Source organism: Streptomyces sp. WAC 01529 (assembly GCF_003945545.1).
GTDB classification, from domain to species: Bacteria; Actinomycetota; Actinomycetes; order Streptomycetales; family Streptomycetaceae; genus Streptomyces; species Streptomyces anatolicus.
In genome coordinates this window covers 3,495,385-3,512,588 of sequence record NZ_CP029617.1, presented here as the reverse complement: position 1 = coordinate 3,512,588, position 17,204 = coordinate 3,495,385, and the positions used below count along the sequence as shown (strand labels likewise).

Sequence of the window (17,204 nt, the reverse complement as noted above, 5' to 3'; positions counted from 1 at the left end):
CCCCACAGACACCGCGGCCCCCGCCGAACCCGAGGCCGTCGCGGACTCCGAGGCCTCCGCCCCCACCCGCCTCTCCCGCCTGCACCCCTTCCTGCGCCACCCCGTGACCGTCGCCACGGCGCTCGCCGCCGTGCTGCACATCATCTGGTTCTTCACGTTCGCCAACAGCGGCGGCGACCTCGCGGCGCAGGACGCCTGGGCCGAGTTCGTCGGGCGCCACCCCGACTCGGCGTACAACCTCGCCTGGTACGGCGGCATGCACCCGGTCTCGTACAGCATCGTCTCGCCGTATCTGATGTCGGTGCTCGGCGTGCGGACGACGATGATGATCGCCGGTACGCTCTCCGCCGCGCTCATCACGATGATCCTGGTCCGCAGCCGGGCGGTGAAGCAGCCGCTGTGGCCCGCCCTCGCCGGAGTCTTCGCGCTCTTCTGCAACGCAGTCTCGGGCCGGGTCACCTACGGCCTCGGCCAGATGTTCGCGCTGATGGCGGTCGCCGCCGTCTTCTGCTGGCCGTACCGCTGGCGCTACAAGCGGTGGGCGAAGGCCCTGGTCGCCGCGCCGTTCGCGGCGCTCGCCACGATGGGCAGCCCGGTGGCCGGGCTCTTCGTCGGGCTCGTCGCCGTCGCGCTCTTCCTCAGCAAGCGCTACCCGGGCGCGTACGCGCTGGGTGTCGCGCCCGCCGTCGTCGTGGGCCTGTCCGCGTGGCTCTTCCCGTTCTCCGGCACCCAGCCGATGTCGATCGGCTCGGCGTCCCCGCCGCTGATCTGCGCGGCCTGCGCCTACTTCTGCGTACCGAAGCAGTGGAAGACCGTGCGGATCACGACGGCCGTGTACGCGGCGTTCGTGCTCGGCGTGTGGATCATCAGCTCGCAGATCGGCTCCAACATCACCCGCCTCGCGATGTGCTTCACCGGCGTCGTGCTGCTCGCCGCGCTGCCGTACACCGTGAAGAAGTCCCGCAAGTGGTACGCGCTCGTGCTGGCCCTCGCCGGGTTCACCGGGTGGATCGGGTACAAGACCGGCGACGACATCGTGCACACGAGGCCCGTCGCGTCCTGGACGCGCGAGGTGTCGCCCCTGATCGACGAGTTGCGGGAGGTGGGCGCCGCCAAGGGCCGCGTCGAGATCGTGCCCGCCCGCAGCCACCGCGAGGCCTCCGCGTTCGCCCCGCACGTCCAGCTCGCCCGCGGCTGGAACAGGCAGGCGGACATGGAGCGCAACCCGCTCTTCTACGACGACACCCTCAACTCCGCGAACTACCGCGAATGGCTCCAGCGCTGGGCCGTGCACTACGTGGTGCTGCCCGAGGGCGAGCCCGACGGCGACGGCGGCAAGCGCGAGGCACAGCTCATCAAGGACGGCCTGCCGTATCTGAAGCAGGTGTGGGTCGACTCCGACTGGCGGCTGTACGAGGTCGTCGACCCGACGCCGCTCGCCGAGCCGCACGCCGTCGTGGAGCGTGCCGAGCAGGGCGAGATGAAGCTGCGGGTGGAGCGGCCCGGACGCGTCCTGATCCGCATCCCGTACTCCCCGTGGCTGAGCGTCGTCGACTCCGAGGGCAAGGGCGTGGCGCGGCCCCAGGAGACCGAGGACTCGAAGCAGCGCCGCGCGCTCAACGACCGGCGCCCCAAGGAGTACGCCAACGTCCACGGCTGCCTGGTGGAGGCCAAGGAGGACCACAACGGCGACGAGTGGGTCGAACTGATCGCCCCGAAGGCCGGCACCTACCGGCTCGGTTCCCCCTACCAGCTGCCGCGCGGCACGCCCTGCCCGGAGGAGCTGAGCCGCTGAGGGCCCGCGCCCGCCCGGCTCTCAGCCGCCGGGCGCCGCGCAGATCCCGGCAGCGGGCAGACGGCCAGGCCCCGTGTCCGGCGCCGCGTCCTCGCGTACCGCGTCCAGCTGACCGAGGAGTTCGTCGAGGCGGTCGCCGGTCGGGTTCCTGAAGTACTGCAGGACGGCGCGGTGGAACGCGTCGCGCAGTACCGGCGGCATCACGTCCGAGGCGTCGAAGCAGAGCGTGCGCGCCTTCTCGGTGAGGATGCCCGCGATGCGCCGCCCCGTCGGGTCGGTCGGCTGGGGGTCGGTGGCGTCCGGGAAGAACGGCCGCAGCTCCTCCTTCGCCTCGGAGCGCCACAGCGTGCGGGCCGTCTTGCCCGAAAGACGCTCGACGAGGGTGCGGGCGGCGGGGTTGTCGCTGAACACGGCGGCCATGTCGCCCGCCACCTCGTACGCCCCGTCGTAGGCGGACCGGCCGCGCAGGAAGCCCGCCGACGGGTCGGCGCGGACCCGGTCGTCGGCGTACACGTACCGGATGAAGGCGCTCTGGTGCTCGTGCGTGCAGCGCGGGGTCAGGGAGCCGAGCAGTCCGCGCGGGGCCGCCCCGCCCTTGGCCGCCGGGTCGGGGGTCCCCAGGTACGACGTGGTGAGGGACTGGTCGACGGATTCCTTGGAGCGGTCGCCGAGCAGGTCCGCCCACGTCGTCCAGGCCTCGCGGACGCGGGGGTCGCGCCAGCGGAGACGGCCGGTGGCCCACCGGGTGTAGACGTCGGGGCCCGCCCGGTGGAGCAGGATGTCCTCGATCCAGTCGGTGCCGGGCCAGCCCGACGTGGCCTGCGAGGCGAGGCCCACGCACCACTTCGGGGCCGCGGCCGACCGCCCCTGCCTGCTCCACACCAGGCTCTTCAGGTCGACCTTGAGCGGCACCCAGTAGGCGCGGCGCGTGCCGTCGACGACGAGCGGCGGCGCCCACGGCGGATAGGCGCGGGCGGCGGCCGCGGCGGGCAGCGGCTTGAGGCGGTTGGCGCGGGCGTACTCGGTGAGCTCGCCGACGCTGTTGAGGATCGCCACGTCCGGCGGGTCGTCCGCCTCCAGCTGCGCGACGAGCGTCTCGCGCAGGGAACGCGTCCCCTGGTAGGTGTACGTCTGCCCGGTGCCGTCGTCGAGCTTGTTCAGCATCGCTTCGAACGCCTCGCCCTCGTCGCCGGTCCAGGGGCCGAGGACGACGAGCGTCCGCTCCCGTTCGTCCGCGCAGGCTCCGGCGGTGACGGCGAGCAGACAGGCGGCGAGGAAGGTACGCAGGGCGGTTTGCGTCCGGCTCGTACGGCGGCTCACAGGGCGGCTCCGGAGCGGGAGATGAGGACGTACTCGCGGCGGTAGGCGTGCAGCGTGGCGTAGATCAGGCCCGCGGCGAGCAGGCCCGTGGGCGCCACCCAGGGCGCGGCCCCGTCGAGCGAGGAGAGGCGGCCCTCGGCCAGGTCGTGGTCGGCGCGGGCGTCCAGGGAGGCGATGAGGCGGGGGTGCGGGCGGCCGAAAGGACGCTCGTCGACGGTGGACTCGATCGCGGGCGAGGTCGCGTGGGACAGCTCGCCCGCCGTGTCCACGACCCGTTGCTGCGCGCGGTGGGCGAGTACCGCGTCCGCCGTCAGGAACGGCACGGCGAGCAGCGGCAGCGCGGCCACCAGCAGCGGGAGGCTGACGCGCAGGTGGAAGCGGTGGTGGAGGAAGACCTGGGTGCGCCACAGGCCGAGGGCGAGCAGGGCGAGCGCGGCCCCGGCGACGACGGCCGCGCCGGTCACACCGCCGCCGAGGGCGGCCCGGTCGGCGAGCCTGTCGCGCAGGCTCCTCTCCAGCGCGGAGATGCGGTCCACCACGGCGGTGGCGTCGGAGCCGGTGCCGGGTGCGCACGGCGGGTAGCCGCCGGGGCCCGTCTCGCGCGGGGGCACGGGCGGTGTGCAGAGCATGCTGCGGGCGTACGAGAGCCCGGCGGCCCGCAGCACCGGGTCGTCGACGTGGTTCTGCGCGAAGGCGATCCAGTTGCCGTAGTCGACGACGAGCCCGGAGACCACGTCGAGTTCCTGGCGCTGGGCGGTGGTCAGGGCGCCGCTGCGGGCCACCTGGTTGAGGCTCTGCGTGGCCCGTGTCGTACGCGTGAGGTAGCGCTTGCCGATGCCGGAGAGCCGCACCGACTCCCCGGCGCCCAGGCTCCGCTCGGCCTCGCGGTCGGCGATGCGCAGGGACATCTCCGCGTCGGCCAGATCGCCGAGGGCGGGCGTGTAACTGCCGCGCAGCGCCGCCGAGTCCGCCCGGATCTGCGCGTACGCCCAGCCGAAGGCGACGGACGCCACGACGGCGAGCAGCGGCAGGGCGATCATGCGCTCCCGCAAGTAGGCGTGGTTGCGGGGCCGCCCGGCGAGCGGGGCGGGCCACAGGGAGCGGCGCAGCCGGCGCAGGGCGTCGGCGGCGACGAGCCGGGCGGTGCGCCAGGAGGCCGTCACCGGGGGCCGCCGGGGGTGAGGGGGCGGGGCAGGACCGTCATGCTGGACTGGATGCGGGCCGCCTCGACGTCGAACTTGGCGATGTGGTCGAGGAGTTCCACCGCCCCGCGCTCGCTGTCGCGGACGCGGACGAGGCGGCTCAGGTGCTCCCGCATCGCCGTGTCGCCGGTCTCGCCCGCGAGCCGCCAGGCCGTGCCGAGCAGCGACTCGGCCTCCTCGCGCGCACCGCGCTTGAGCGCCGCGCAGGCCCGCTCGAAGGTGCGGTGCAGCTCCTCCTCGTGCTGGAAGTGGGCGACCTGGGGGTCGAGGCGGCTGTAGAGGTCGGCGTCGTCGGTCCAGCGCATCAGAACGGGCTGGGGGGCGGGCAGTTCCAGGTGTTCCGTGCCGTGCTCACCGGCGTCGATCTCCACCTCCGTCAGGAGGAGTTCCTTGCCGAGCTGCGCCGGGTCGTAGGGGGTGCCGACGCAGAGCAGGTAGGCGCGGGTCTCCTCGCCGCACGGGCCGAGGTCGTACTCCTCGACGGGGCCGCCCGCGCCGGTGGCGACGCCGGTCAGATCCGTGCGGGCGGGGGCGAGCGCGGTCCGGGTCGGGTGGACCTGCTCGAAGGAGTGGGGGCGGACCCCGGCCCGGTGGTAGAGGCGCAGCCGCAGGCCGGTCACGTCGCGTCCGGCGGCCCGGCCGGTGAGCGCGGCCAGCTCGCCGGGCAGCCGCGTCAGGTCGTCCACGGCCCGGGTGCGCCCGCTCAGCGCGCCCGCGATCAGCAGCAGTTCCTCCGTCTCCCAGGCGTCCCCGATGCCGACGACATCGCAGTCGAAGTCCCGCGCGCACCGCTGGACGCGTTCGTTCAGCTCCTCGCGCGTCTCGTAGCCGGGCTCGTTCCTGCCGTCGGTGAGCAGCAGGGCGTGGCGTACGTAGTCACCGGATCCGGCGGCGGGCAGGTCGCGGAAGAGGAGCCTGGCCCGCTCCAGCCAGGTGCCCATCGCGGTGCCGCCGCCCGGGGTGCAGTCGTACAGGGCGGCCTCGGCGGCGGCCCGCGACTCGGCGTGCGCGACGGCGAGGCCGGTCCGCCTCGGGTAGATCATGGCGGCCTTGTCACCCCCGGCGACCAGGGCGAACAGGGCGCCGTCGGGGATCTTGGCGAGCGCGCTGACGGCGGCGGCGCGGGCGGCGGCGAGACGGCTCGGCGGGATCACCATCGAGGAGGAGTGGTCGATGAGCAGCACTTCCGCGAGGCGGGGGCGGGGCTGAGGTGTGCCGCCCCCGGCCTCGGTCCCGGCCGCCCCGCCCGCCTCTTCTCGCCCGGCCGCCCCCGCCCTGCGGACCTTCACCGTGAGCACCGCGTACATCCGCGCCGGTTCCTCCGCCCCCGGCGGCCGGGGCCGGGGCAGCTCGACGACCTGGCTCACCTCCAGGCCGACGCGGGCCCGCGGGGCCCTCCCGCCGCGGCTCAACCACCCTGCTGCGTGGGCACGTTGTTCCTGATCCAGTTCCTGATCTTCTTGCCCGGCCATGGGGTGTCCCTGTGGTGTCGTAAGGCGAAGGGGCGTACCGCGTAGGCGCGGTCCAGGAGGAGTTCGGCGAGCGGCACCTCGGCCGCCCGCGGCGGCGCGTCGCGGGCGGCCTGGAGGGCCAGGCCCCGGTAGAAGCGGGACAGGTCCTTGCGCAACCCCCGCTCGTCCGGCGGGAATTCGAGCAGCGGGTCGGCCCCGGCGGCGACGGCCCGCAGTTCGGCGCCGGTCATCCGCGGGACGCCGTCGGGCGGGTCGAGCAGGCGGTGGGCCACGCCCCACACCTCCGCCTTCATCCGCATGCGGGCCTGCTCGTCGGTCAGGCCGTGCGCGGAGAAGAGCTGGGCGAGGCCCCGCACCGCCGTGCCGAGGCCTTCGGCGTCCCGCGCGTGGTCGGCGCGGATGCGGACGGCGGCGGTGCGGGCGGCGGTGCGGTGCCGGGAGTGCTGGGGCACGGCGTCCAGCGCGGCGATCGCGTCCGCGAGGGCGTCGGGGCCGCCGAGGGCGAGCCGGGCGCGGGCGGCGCCGAAGGCCGCGCTGCCCAGCGAGGGATTGCGCAGCCGTACGGCCTCGTAGAAGGTCAGGGCCTCGTGGGGCCGCCGCAGGTGCTCGGCGCAGTGGCCGAGGGCCAGCTTCGGCGCGTACTCCCCGGGGATCGCGCCGTACACCCGGTCGAAGTGGTCGCGGGCCTCGGCCACCCGGGAGCGGGCGAGCGCGAGCAGCCCCCGGTGCCAGTCCAGACGCCAGTCGTGCGGGGCCTTCGCGGGCCCTATGGCGTCCTCGGCGAGCGCGAGCGCGGTCTCGGCGGCGGACAGGGCGTCGGGGTCGGTGTCCGGCTCCACCCGCAGCCGCAGCCGGCAGCGCAGCAGATGCACCTCGGGGGAGTCCCGCCAGTCGCCGGTGTGCTGGAGCAGCGCCTCGGGGTCGTCGTCGCTGAGCCTGCTCAGCTCGCCGTGGTGGTCGTCGTCCGGGTCGGGGCGCGGCACGGGCAGGCGCCGGGCGACCTCGGGCGGGTCGGGAGGCGGGTAGCGGGGCGCGGCGGGCGGTGCGGCCCAGCGGGAGACCTCGGGGGCGGCGCCGAGCCCGCCGTCGAGGGCGTACGCGGACTGGAGGAAGAGCGGCGAGGGCTCGAAGGTCTCCACGCCGGTGCGCAGGGACCGCAACTCCCTGAACACGCCCCGCAGTTGCTCCGCCATCTCCTTCGCGGTGGCGAAGCGGTCGGCGCGCCGGGTGCGGGTGGCGCGGCGCAGGGCGCGGGCGAGGGAGACCAGGCCGAGTCCGCGGTGCCCGGCGCCCGCGTCGTCCAGCGGGGCGAGCGCGGCGAGGTCCGCGAGGTCGTGGCGGGTCGCGCCGAGCCCGCACAGGGTGCGCAGTGTCTCGCCGAGGCTGAACAGGTCGTCCTGCGGCAGCGATTCGCCGTGGGCGCCGACGCTGGGGGCGCGGTAGAGGGCGGTGGTGAGGCCGGGCGCGCCCGCGCGGCGCACGCTGCCGACGTCGATGAGCTTGGTGGTGGAGCCGTCGTGCATGACGTTGGGCGGCTTCAGGTCGCCGTAGACCTTGCCGCGCTCGGGCGCGTGCAGATACGCGAGCCCGGCCAGGATCCGTACGCCGTACGCGAGCGCGAACTCCCGGAAGCGCTCGTGGCCGAACTCCTCCGGGTGCTCGCGGGCGCGGGCCCGCACCTCTTCGAGGTTGAGCCCGTCGACGTACTGGAGGACGAGGAAGTCCCCGACCCCCGGGTGGTGCCCGTAGTTGAACACCCGGATGAAACCGTCGTGGTTCAGCTCGACCAGCTCTCTGCGCTCGCCCTTGAGGAGGCGGTACGAGTCCGCGGCCAGCTCCGCGTGGAGCATCTTGATGGCGACGGCACGGTCGTCGACGTTGGTGTCGTGGGCGAGGCACACCTCGCCCATACCGCCGTACCCGAGGGCCCGCACCAGGCGGTACTGGCCGCCGAGGAGTGTGCCGGGCGGCAGTGGGAGCCCGCTCTGTCCGGCGCGGGCGGGGTCGTCGCCGTGCTCGCTGTCCGCGCGGTCGCGCAGGGTGATCTCGGGCAGGACCGTGGGGTCGGGGTTCTCCGCCGGGAGCGTGACCAGGGCGGGGCGGGGCGGGGGAGCGGCGGCCGGACCCGGCCCGACGATCCAGTGCTGGGAGGACTCCTGGCCGTCGGAGGGGTACGAGGGTGAAGCCGGGGCCGGGGCCGGAAGCGGGTCGGGGGCCGGGAGGTGGCCGGGCGCCTGAGTGCGGGCGGGCTGCGTGGAGTGCCGCCCCGTGGCCGGGTCCACGCGCTCCCCGCTGGCCAGGCAGTACCCGGTGGGCGTCACGGTGCCCGCGCAGCCGGGGTGCGGGCAGGACTTCACCGGCGTCACGCGTCCCCCTCCGCGTCGGCCAGCCGCCGCACCACCCGCGCGAACGCCTCCACCGCCCGCTCCGCGTCGGCGAGCGGACACGGCCCGGCCATCAGGAGCCGCTGCGCCTCGCGGTAGGGGCCCACGGCGTCGGGGTGCTCGGCGAGGCCCCGCCGGGCGAGCCGCGCCAGGTGGTCGCGGAGCAGCCCGCGCAGCCGCAGATGCGCGTCGAGCACGTCCCGCAGCTCGCTCTCGGCGGCCTCGGCCCGCAACAGATAGGTGTCCACCGCCTGTTCGGCGTAGCTGAGCTTCTCCAGGAAGCGCGGCCCGCCCCGCCCGGGCAGCGGCCGCAGCTCGTCGCTGAGCTGCACGGTCCACAGCGCGGCCCGCGCCGCGTACGCGGTGGCGACCGGCGGGTCCACGACATGCGGCTCCACGCGGTGGAAGAGGCGCCGGGCCCGCCGCTCGGTGTCGGCGAGCACGTCGACGCGGGCCCCGATCCGCTGGAGCCACTGCGCGGCCCGCTCGGCGGGCAGCAGATGCTCGGCCACGGCGTACGCGAAGCCGTGCGCGCCGTCGCGGGCGACGAGCAGCAACCGCGCCCCGCCGTCGGCGAGTTCCCGCAGCATCCGCACCGCGGTGGCCGGCTCGGTGGGGGAGCGGTCCGCGTACAGCACGGCGACGGCGGGGCGGCGGGGAGGGCTCGTGTGCCGCGCGTGACGCAACTCGTGCCGCAGTACGGCAAGCGCCTCGCGCAGCTCGTCCGGCGACGCGGAGTCGTCGAGCGCGACGCCCTCCAGGTCGAGGACGAGCCCGATGCTCCCGACGCGCGGGGCGATCCCGGCCCGGGAGAGCAGGGGTGCCGGGTCCGGCGCCGCGAAGTCCATCGGGCTGACCGCCAGTTGGGGCGCCTGCTCCCGGTCGGCCATGTTCAGGACGACGTACAGCGCCTGCCGGGCCCGCTCGTCGGCGTCGGCGATGAAGAGGAGTTCGGTGTCCCAGGCCTCCGGGTCGGCGTTGAGCCAGCGCGTCACCGAGCGCTGGAGGCCGTGCGGGCGGGCAGCGCGGGCCGCGTCGGCCGGGACGACGCGGTGGCCGGGGACGGCGTGCGGGCCCGTCACGTACCGCTCGGCGAACCGGCGGAAGTACTTGGCGACCGTGGCCGCCGGGATCATGTACCCGTGCTCACCGCTCTCGTCGGCCTGCACGACGATGCCGAGCAGCCGGTCGCTGCCCTCCTCGCGCACCCCGGACCCGCTGAACCCGCCGCGCAGCCTGCCCGCCCCCGCGAGGTCGATCTGCACCCGCTCGTCGCCCTCGCCGCCGGGCCCCATGCAGGCGCCCGTGAGCCACTGGCCGCCCGACTGGTACTCGGGGAAGCCGTCGATGAGGACCGGGGCGCCCCGGTAGTCGAGCGTGCGGTGCAGCCTGACCCGCGACTCCACCGGCGCGGGCTCGTCGAGGACGAGCACCGCGAGGTCTCCCTGCGCCTTGCCGAAGGGAGGCACCCAGTGTCCTGCCGCCACGGTCGCGGTGCGGTACGGGGTCCGGGTCAGCCCCTGGAGCAGCGGGAACTCGACCTGTACGCGATCGGGGCGCAGGCCCGTCGCCGGGTCCCGGACCACATGGGCGCAGGTCAGCACGCGATCGCTGCCGAACAGCACCCCGGCGCCGAGCACGTCGCCGCTTCCCGACGCGGCCCAGCGCCGCAGTCGGACACGCCAACTCCCGTGATCCACCACGGGGTTGGCGCCCCCGGCCACCGCTCCCTGCTTTCCGTCCCCGTCCCCCATGCTTCCTCAGGATAGGCGCGGGGGAGGGCGATGACGCCTGGGTTGCGTGGGGAGGCGGGTGCTTCTTCCCCCTCCCCTCGGGCTCCCCTCGGGGCGACCGGGCTCGGGGCAGCCCGTGGACCTATCCGGCCGAGACCGGGAACGCCACGTCACACACCTCGTCCTCCGGGCCGCTGCGCTCCCAGTCCGCGAAGTACACCTCGCGGCACGGCCCCGTGAGGGTCAGCCCCCGCTCGGCGGCCCAGGCCTCCACGGCGTCGTAGGCCGCGATGATCTGCGGATAGGCGACCTGCGCCTTGGTGATCCGGGTGTAGGCGAGCCGCCGCGCGGGCTCCAGGCGGACCTTGGCGCCCGAGGAGCGCCCCTGCTCGGCCGCCCAGACGCGGGCCGCCTCGGCGTCCGCGACCGGCACACACGACTCCGCGGGCCCGTCGCTCTCCTCGGTCACCTCCGCGTGGTAGACGACGAAGTACGGGCCGGGCATGCCCCCGCACTGCTCCGCGGCCTTCTCCAGACGCTCGGCGGAGGAATCGATCCAGGCGGACAGCTCCCCGGTGACCACGTGCCGGGTCTCACTGAGGACATGCGTCTGAGGCACGTCCACGGTCTTCACTTCGAATGTCGCGTACAACTCGGCGTTCCTTCCCGAAAGTCGTCCACGGAGGTAGCGCGCGAGCGTCCGCTGTTCGGCGAAGCGCTCCTCGATCCCCGCCCAGTAGGCGTCGAGCGAGCGCGCCGCCCGCTCCCCGTCGAGCCGCACCATCTCGGCGATGCCCGCGAGCGGCATGTCGAGCCGGCGCAGCAGCGCCACCGTGCGGGCGCGCTCGATCTGGTCCTCGCGGTAGTAGCGGTAGCCGCTGACCTCGTCGACATGCGCGGGCTCAAGGAGCCCGAGCCGGTCGTAGAGCCGCAGCGCCTTCGCCGAGAGCCGGGCGCGGGCGGCGAACACACCGATGGAGAGCAGCTCGTCCTGGGGTCGCGCGATCACGGGTACATCCTCCGTCACCGGGCCGGTCGGCCCGACGCCGCAGACTCTTGGGTCTGCCCCAGGGGCAAGGTCAACGCCCCGTGCCCGCGTACGCGTTCCAGATGCGCGGCGGCAGCACGTTCCCCCGCCGCGACTTCTCCCCGCCGACGCCCGACAGCGGCAGCAGCCCCGGCTCGCCCGGGCGGACCCGGAAGAGGGTCACCGCCGTCGAGAGCTCCTTCGTGTACCCCGCGAACCACGCCGTCCGCAGCCGGTCCTGGTCGCCCGTGCGGCCCGCCGCCACCCCCGGGAGGCCGACGTCCTTGCCGCCCGCGCGCAGGGCGTCGGTGACCTCGCGGGCCACCCCCGCGTCCATCGCGCGCCCCGGGGCCGGCCGCTCCAGGCCGGGCAGGCTCGTGCCGTCCTTGACGACCTTGGTCACCGAGTACGGGGCGTGCCGCAGCCCACCGGCCGCGAAGGTGCCGTACGCGGTGGCCATCCGGATCGCGCTCGGCGTCGACGTGCCGACGGAGAAGGTCGGCTCCAGCGGGGCCATGCTCTGCGGCAGCAGCCCCGCGTCGACGGCCGTCCTGCGCACCCGCTCCCGGCCGACGTCCGTGCCGAGGCGTACGTAGGTGGCGTTGCCGCCGGAGTGCAGGGCCGTGCCGAGCGTGGGATGGTCGCGGTCGGGCTCGCCGTCGGCGCGGCTCAGGGTGCCGTCGGCGGCGTAGTGGCTGTCGGGCCGGACGCTCTGGCGCAGCTCGCTCGTGCCCTCCTTTTCGGACACACCGTGCTGGAGCGCGGCGGCGAGCACGAACGGCTTGAACGCCGAGCCGACCGGGACGCCGGAGGTGTCCGCGTTGTTGGTGAAGTGCTCCGTGGCGTCGGGCCCGCCGTACAGCGCCACCAGGGCCCCGTCGGACGGGCGTACGGACGCGGCGCCGACCTGTACGTGCCGGTCGGCGGCGCGGGTCTTCGGCGCGAGGTCACGCCGCAGGACGCCGCGCACGGCCCGCTCCAGGCGGCGCGTCCTGTCCTTGTCGAAGGTGGTGTGGATCCGGTGGCCGCCGCGGGCCAGCTCCTCGTCGGTGAGGCCGGTGTGCTGCTTGACGTACCGGTTGGCTATGTCGACGAGATAGCCGGTCTGGCCGCCGAGGCTGGTGCTGCGCGACTGCTTGCGCGGCTCGGGGAAGGAGCGGTACTTCGCCCGTTCCTTCTTCGTCATCAGGCCCACCTCGACCTGCCGGTCCAGGATCCACGCCCAGCGCTCGCGCGCCCTGCGGTGGTTGGCCGCGCCGCCCGCCGGGTCGTACAGCTCGGCGCCCTTGAGGAGCGCGGCGAGCATCGCGCCCTGGCTCGGGTTCAGCTTCTTGGCGGGGATGCCGTAATAGGCGTGGGCCGCCGCCTCGATGCCGTTCGCGCCGCGCCCGAACCAGCTGGTGTTGAGGTACCCCTTGAGGATCTCGGCCTTGCTCTTCTTGCGGTCCACCTTCAGCGCGATGACGAACTCCTTGACCTTCCGCGTGACGGTCTGGTCCTGCGAGAGGTAGGTGTTCTTCACGTACTGCTGGGTGATGGTGGAGCCGCCCTGGGTCTCGCCGCCGCCGACCATGCTGACGACCGCCCGGGCCAGGCCCGTGGGGGAGACGCCGGAGTCCTCGTAGAACGTCTCGTTCTCGGCGGCGATCACGGCGTGCACGGCGGACGGGGCGATCTGGTCCAGCTCCACGATCTGCCGGTTGACGTCGCCGGTGCTCACCATCTGGGTGCCGTCGGACCAGTAGTAGACGTTGGCCTCGCGGCGGGCCGTCTCGTTCTCGTCGGGGATGTCCACGCTGACGTACACGGCGACGAAGAGCACGGTGAGGGTGAGCACGAGGAGGCAGGTGGAGGCGAGCAGCTGCCGCCAGGAGGGCAGCCAGCGGCGTACGCCTGTGCGGCCGGAGCGCGGGTAGTCCACGAGACGGCGACGTCGGCCGCGGCGCGACTGCTTCTCCTGAGCATGAGTACCCATGTCATGGGAGAGTGCGCCACGCGCGGCCGGGTTGGGCCGGATTCCGCTTTTCTCGCGGTACGAGACGGCGGAACCGGGCAGGATCCGGCGGATCCGGCCCGGCCCCGGGGGTCCGGACGCCCTCAGCGGGTCCGGACCGGACTCAGCGGATCTTGGTCAGCTCACCCTCGTCCTTGAGGACGGCGACCCCGCGGGCCCAGATGCTGTCGACCCGCTGCCGCTCCTGGGCGTCGGGCCGCGCGTTGGTGCAGGACGGGCCGGGCCCGCCCCCGGACATCAGCTCGCTGCACGGGCCCGAGTAGTGGTCGGGCAGCCCGAGGACGTGTCCGGTCTCGTGGGCCGTCACGCGCAGGGAGTTGTACTGCTGGTTCTGCCGGTAGTCCAGGAAGATGTAACCGTGCCCGCGCCCGTCGGTGTAGGCGTAGGAGCCCCGCGAGTCATTGCCCTCGCGGTACTCGAAGTCGGTCCCCGAGCTGCCCTCCTGGAGCTTCACGTTGTTGACCGAGGAGTTCCATATCTGGGTGCTCTGCGCTATCTGGCTGCGGAAGCTGGGGGCCCGGCGCGTGCTGTAGGTGACGGTGACGGCCTGGATGCCGGGCTTCGCCGCCTGTTTCTTCAGCGCCGACTTCATGACGGCTTCGAAGAACTGCCGGTTGGCGGCCTGGTTCTCGCCGTTGTACGACGACGAGGTGTACGAGGATGTCCTGTACGCCGATGAGGCCTGCCCGGAGTTCTTGTCGACGCCGGGTGCGGGGGCCGCGAACGCCGTGGGGGCGGTCAGGGTGGCCACGAGCGCCGCGGAGCCAAGGGCCGCGAGGACGCCGGTTCGGGTTCTGTTCATGTGGGGTGTGTCCCTTCCGGGATGGAGGCCTGCGGGTGCGGCCCCCGGTCGGGACGAGTATCGGGAAGGGCGGGCGGAACTGCCCCGATGCCATTAGGTGATAGCTCAACGACATCAACTCCCGTACGGGCAGGGCCCATTGAAGACGACCGGCCCTGTCGATGTCACGTACGCGGAGTCGCGGCCCTCTGGTGGCCCTCTGGTGGTCCCCTGGCGGCTCGCGGGGCATATGCGCTCGGCACGAGCGCTCGGCACACGCGGTCCGCCCCGGCGGCTTCCTGCCCGCCGGCCGCTCGGGCCACCCGCGTCCCCGGGCCCGCATGCGGTACGGACGTGAAGGAATTGTGGTGCCCGCCGAATGCCCCGTGGCATTCTGGCGCTGGCCCCTATCCCCGCCCGGAGGCGAAGTGACGTCATCAGACGTGGATCCGGAACGACCACAACCGGACGAACCGGAAAAATTGACTCAGCAGGGCGAGAAGGTCGTCGAGCTGCAACGCAAGGTCGACCAGTTGGAGCGGGCCGTCGAATCCCACGCCACGATCGACCAGGCGATCGGCATCGTCGTCGCGATGGGCAGGCTGACCCCGGAGCAGGGCTGGACCGTGCTCCGGGAGACCTCCCAGCACACCAACATGAAACTGACCCGCGTCGCCGACCTCATAGTGACGTGGGGCTGCGCGGGCGACCTGCCGGAGGAGGTCCGCAGGCAGCTGGACGCGAGCCTGTCCCGCGCGCAGGAGACCTCCGAGTGCTCGGAGCCGAGCGCGTAACGGATCGGGGTCGACGGCAAGGGCGTACGTAAGGGGCAGTGGAAAGGTGGAGGTCGACGGGGGTCGGTGACGAGGTCGGCAAGGTTAGGGGCAGCTCTCCACGCTGCATTTCCAACGAGGAGAGCCTGTCGCAGGAAACTCCCGGGCGCCTCCTGCGCTTGGCACCCCGAGTACCCGGGCCCGCTCCGCCGAACCGCCCGTAACGGGTGCGATCCGGACGCCTTCCCTCAGCGGTTCCGCGCCGCCGCGCCCGCCTCGCGTCACCGGCTCCGCGACTCGGCGAGGGTGTGGGCGACGATCGCGTTGGCGTGCCCGTGGCCGAGACCGTGCTCGGCCTTGAGCCAGGCGACGAGCTCCATGTGCCGGCTCAGCGGTGACTCGCGCACCAGCTGCTTCCACTCCTCGACCGGCCGCCCGTACTTCTTCTCGATGGAGGGGAAGTAGCTGGCGGGACCCTTCACCGCGGCGTCGCTCATGACATGGCCTCTCTGTTCCTACGTTCGTACGCGTGTGCGTCGCTGTCCTGTCGGGAGTATGACGCCGGAAAGCGCCGAAACTCATCGCTGCCGCACGCACGAGGGTCCTGGCCGCCGGTGATGGCGGCCAGGACCCTCGCTCCGCTCAGGCCTGCGCCTTGTGGATCTTCCAGAGGCCCACGTCCGAGCTGCGGTTGAAGTACGCGTTGGTGCACAGGTCGTACTTGCCGCCGGAGGCGGTGGTCGTGTGGTTCGTCTCCAGGAAGCCGCCGTTGTCGCCGTAGAGGTTCCAGAGGTGGACGATGTCGCCCACCCTGACCTTCTGGTCGGCCGGACTGGAGGTCTGCGCGAAGATCCGCCAGCGGCCGGTGCCCGTCGCGCGGTCCCGCGCCTCGGAGGTGCTCACGTCGTACCTGGCACCCGCGGCCTTCTGGGGGTCGCTCGCATGGCCGTTGGTGTCGAGATACCCGCCGTCACCCCCGTACAGATTGCGCAGGTACACGACATCACCGCTGACCACCGGCTGTCCGGCTGCCTTGCCGGAGGCGGAGAGCACCTCCCATGTGCCGGTGCCCTTGGCGCGGGAGGGCGTGCCGGTGGTGGACACCTGGTACTTGCCGCCCGACGCGGTGCTGTGCCCATTGGTGTCGAGGTAACCGCCCTGCCAGCCGTTGTAGCCGTTCTGCAGATGGATCTGGTCGCCGTACTTGAGTTCGTTCGCCATCAGGCTTTCCTTCCGTGGACGACACAGAACGCGTCCCCGCCCGGCGGGCCCTGTCCGGCACCCGAGGGGGACAGCAGCCATCCTGGCAACTGAGCAGACATCCGCGACCCAATGCGCAAACCTGGCGAAAACTCGTGTGGCTCACTTCGGGCCATGAAGCGGACGCGGGGTGAGGTCCATGAGGATGTCGTCGGCCGCCCAGAGGACGAACCGTTCGACCGGCGTCACCTCGTGCCCCGGCGTAGGCCGGAACCGGAACCGCTTGAGCAGCACGGCCAGCGTCAGCTCGGCCTCCATCATCGCCAGGCCTGCCCCCTCGCAGCTGCGCGGCCCGAGCCCGAAGGGGACGTAGGCGAACCTCGGCCGTGCCGCGGCCTCTTCCGGGGTGAACCGCTCGGGCCTGAAGACCTCGGGTTCGGGCCAGTGGGCGGGGTTCATGTGGAGGGCCCAGAAGGGATAGAAGACCGTGGTACCGGCCGGAACCACGTACTGGACCCCTGTGGACGGGGGCTGGAGGACGAGGTCCTCGGTCGTCTCCCTGGCGCCGTAGGGGCCGGGCGGGTAGAGCCGCATGGACTCCTTGAGGACCATCTCCAGATACGTGAGCCGGCGCAGGTCGGCGTAGTCGGGCACCGCGCGGTCGCCGAGGACCCGCTCCAGCTCGTCGGCGACGCGTGCGGCCACGTCGGGGTGGCGCCCCAGAAGATGCAGGGTCCAGGACGGCGACACCGGTGGTGTGGTGGGCGGCGAGCATCGTCACCATGACCGTGTCGCGGATCCGGGCGGGCCGCTCACCGGCGTCGACGAGCGCCCCGCACGCCGGGCTCTGCCGGGAGGCGGTCAGGCGCGGGGCGCGGGATCACTCACCGGTCGTCTTCTCCACCAGCGCGCTGTACGTCAGCTGCAGCGCGTCCGCCCCGGCCAGCGCGGTGAGCGCCCCCATGGCGGTGCGGGTGCCGCGTGGCCAGAGCAGCTGCCCGGCGGTGAGGGTCGAGGCCACCCAGACGCTCACGCAGAACGGGCAGGTCAACAGCTCGCCGACCGTGTCCTTGGCGCCGTCGGACCGCGCCTCCTCGTGCAGCTCGGCGGGCCCCTCCGGGCCGTGATACGTGGTGAAGGGGGCCCGGAGCGGGCTGGTCACCGACGCCTTGGTCAGCAGTCGGCTCAGCCGGAAGGTCGCCACCGCCGTCAGCGCCACGTCCCAGGGCACTGGCTTGTCCGGCAGCGGGCGGCCACGCAGCTTGACCACCGTCGCCCACCCCGCCGTGTAGACGCCGAAGGCCGTCATGGCCGCCAGATAACCGCGCAGCGGGCGGGCCTCCCCTGTCGAGTACGTACGTTCGGTGCGTCGCAGCCGTCGCCTCAGGCGCTCCGCGAGACGGCTGTCAGTTGCCATGCCCAAGGCCTCAGTCCTCATCTGCCCGTCTTGCCCGTTCTGCCCGCTTCGGTGCCCGGTCCGCCTCACGGTCGGCCGACTTGTCC

13 protein-coding genes and 1 pseudogene are annotated in these 17,204 nt (G+C 73.4%); 2 read left to right on the top strand and 12 right to left on the bottom strand.

Features of this window, described 5'->3' with window-relative positions:
- The first annotated feature begins 79 nt into the window (after window positions 1–79).
- Window positions 80–1,795 carry a DUF2029 domain-containing protein gene (locus tag DMA15_RS15635; RefSeq protein WP_240660215.1) on the top strand — a complete coding sequence of 572 codons (1,716 nt, stop codon included), beginning with the start codon at window positions 80–82 and terminating at the stop codon, window positions 1,793–1,795.
- Between the two features lie 21 nt (window positions 1,796–1,816).
- Here the strand turns inward: DMA15_RS15635 and DMA15_RS15630 are convergent, their stop codons facing one another.
- From DMA15_RS15630 to snpA, 8 genes are all read right to left on the bottom strand, one after another.
- Window positions 1,817–3,115, bottom strand: a complete 1,299-nt coding sequence (locus tag DMA15_RS15630; RefSeq protein WP_125513361.1) for an extracellular solute-binding protein — start codon at window positions 3,113–3,115, stop codon at window positions 1,817–1,819.
- Window positions 3,112–4,278, bottom strand: a complete 1,167-nt coding sequence (locus DMA15_RS15625; RefSeq protein ID WP_125513360.1) for a hypothetical protein — start codon at window positions 4,276–4,278, stop codon at window positions 3,112–3,114. Before DMA15_RS15625 ends, DMA15_RS15630 begins: the two co-directional genes overlap by 4 nt.
- Window positions 4,275–5,729: a vWA domain-containing protein gene (locus tag DMA15_RS15620; protein ID WP_164551764.1), complete on the bottom strand. Its 1,455-nt coding sequence runs from the start codon at window positions 5,727–5,729 to the stop codon at window positions 4,275–4,277. Before DMA15_RS15620 ends, DMA15_RS15625 begins: the two co-directional genes overlap by 4 nt.
- Window positions 5,726–8,155: a tetratricopeptide repeat protein gene (locus DMA15_RS15615; protein ID WP_240659814.1), complete on the bottom strand. Its 2,430-nt coding sequence runs from the start codon at window positions 8,153–8,155 to the stop codon at window positions 5,726–5,728. The genes DMA15_RS15620 and DMA15_RS15615 overlap by 4 nt, the downstream gene beginning before the upstream one ends.
- Window positions 8,152–9,927 carry a serine protease gene (locus tag DMA15_RS15610; RefSeq protein WP_125513358.1) on the bottom strand — a complete coding sequence of 592 codons (1,776 nt, stop codon included), beginning with the start codon at window positions 9,925–9,927 and terminating at the stop codon, window positions 8,152–8,154. Before DMA15_RS15610 ends, DMA15_RS15615 begins: the two co-directional genes overlap by 4 nt.
- A gap of 121 nt (window positions 9,928–10,048) precedes the next feature.
- A complete protein-coding gene (locus DMA15_RS15605) occupies window positions 10,049–10,915 on the bottom strand; it encodes a MerR family transcriptional regulator (protein WP_206302736.1) in 867 nt (288 codons plus the stop codon).
- 70 nt (window positions 10,916–10,985) lie between these two features.
- Entirely contained in the window at window positions 10,986–12,908 is a 1,923-nt protein-coding gene (locus DMA15_RS15600) for a transglycosylase domain-containing protein (protein WP_125513356.1), read from the bottom strand.
- Between the two features lie 142 nt (window positions 12,909–13,050).
- Window positions 13,051–13,749: a snapalysin gene (gene snpA / locus DMA15_RS15595; protein WP_125513355.1), complete on the bottom strand. Its 699-nt coding sequence runs from the start codon at window positions 13,747–13,749 to the stop codon at window positions 13,051–13,053.
- 461 nt (window positions 13,750–14,210) lie between these two features.
- Between snpA and DMA15_RS15590 the strand changes: the two genes are divergently transcribed.
- Complete coding sequence (locus DMA15_RS15590) at window positions 14,211–14,522, top strand: ANTAR domain-containing protein (RefSeq protein WP_240659813.1); 312 nt, start codon at window positions 14,211–14,213, stop codon at window positions 14,520–14,522.
- A 260-nt stretch (window positions 14,523–14,782) separates the two neighbouring features.
- On the opposite strand, the gene DMA15_RS15585 is transcribed toward DMA15_RS15590, so the two are convergent.
- From DMA15_RS15585 to DMA15_RS15570, 4 genes and pseudogenes are all read right to left on the bottom strand, one after another.
- A complete protein-coding gene (locus DMA15_RS15585; protein ID WP_125513353.1) occupies window positions 14,783–14,998 on the bottom strand; it encodes a DUF4287 domain-containing protein in 216 nt (71 codons plus the stop codon).
- A gap of 145 nt (window positions 14,999–15,143) precedes the next feature.
- Window positions 15,144–15,722, bottom strand: coding sequence for a hypothetical protein (locus tag DMA15_RS15580; RefSeq protein ID WP_125513352.1), 579 nt, complete (start codon window positions 15,720–15,722; stop codon window positions 15,144–15,146).
- A 141-nt stretch (window positions 15,723–15,863) separates the two neighbouring features.
- Window positions 15,864–16,536 (bottom strand): annotated as a pseudogene (locus tag DMA15_RS15575) (cytochrome P450); the annotation flags it as partial.
- Between the two features lie 45 nt (window positions 16,537–16,581).
- Window positions 16,582–17,118, bottom strand: a complete 537-nt coding sequence (locus DMA15_RS15570) for a DUF1360 domain-containing protein (protein ID WP_125513351.1) — start codon at window positions 17,116–17,118, stop codon at window positions 16,582–16,584.
- Between the last annotated feature and the right edge of the window lie 86 nt (window positions 17,119–17,204).

What these genes read in the sequence shown, in the direction of transcription:
- snpA (WP_125513355.1), bottom strand. Translation starts at nt 13,749, where the DNA reads ATGAACAGAACCCGAACCGGCGTCCTCGCGGCCCTTGGCTCCGCGGCG.
- DMA15_RS15610 (WP_125513358.1), bottom strand. Translation starts at nt 9,927, where the DNA reads ATGGGGGACGGGGACGGAAAGCAGGGAGCGGTGGCCGGGGGCGCCAAC.
- DMA15_RS15600 (WP_125513356.1), bottom strand. Translation starts at nt 12,908, where the DNA reads ATGGGTACTCATGCTCAGGAGAAGCAGTCGCGCCGCGGCCGACGTCGC.
- DMA15_RS15580 (WP_125513352.1), bottom strand. Translation starts at nt 15,722, where the DNA reads ATGGCGAACGAACTCAAGTACGGCGACCAGATCCATCTGCAGAACGGC.
- DMA15_RS15585 (WP_125513353.1), bottom strand. Translation starts at nt 14,998, where the DNA reads ATGAGCGACGCCGCGGTGAAGGGTCCCGCCAGCTACTTCCCCTCCATC.
- DMA15_RS15570 (WP_125513351.1), bottom strand. Translation starts at nt 17,118, where the DNA reads ATGGCAACTGACAGCCGTCTCGCGGAGCGCCTGAGGCGACGGCTGCGA.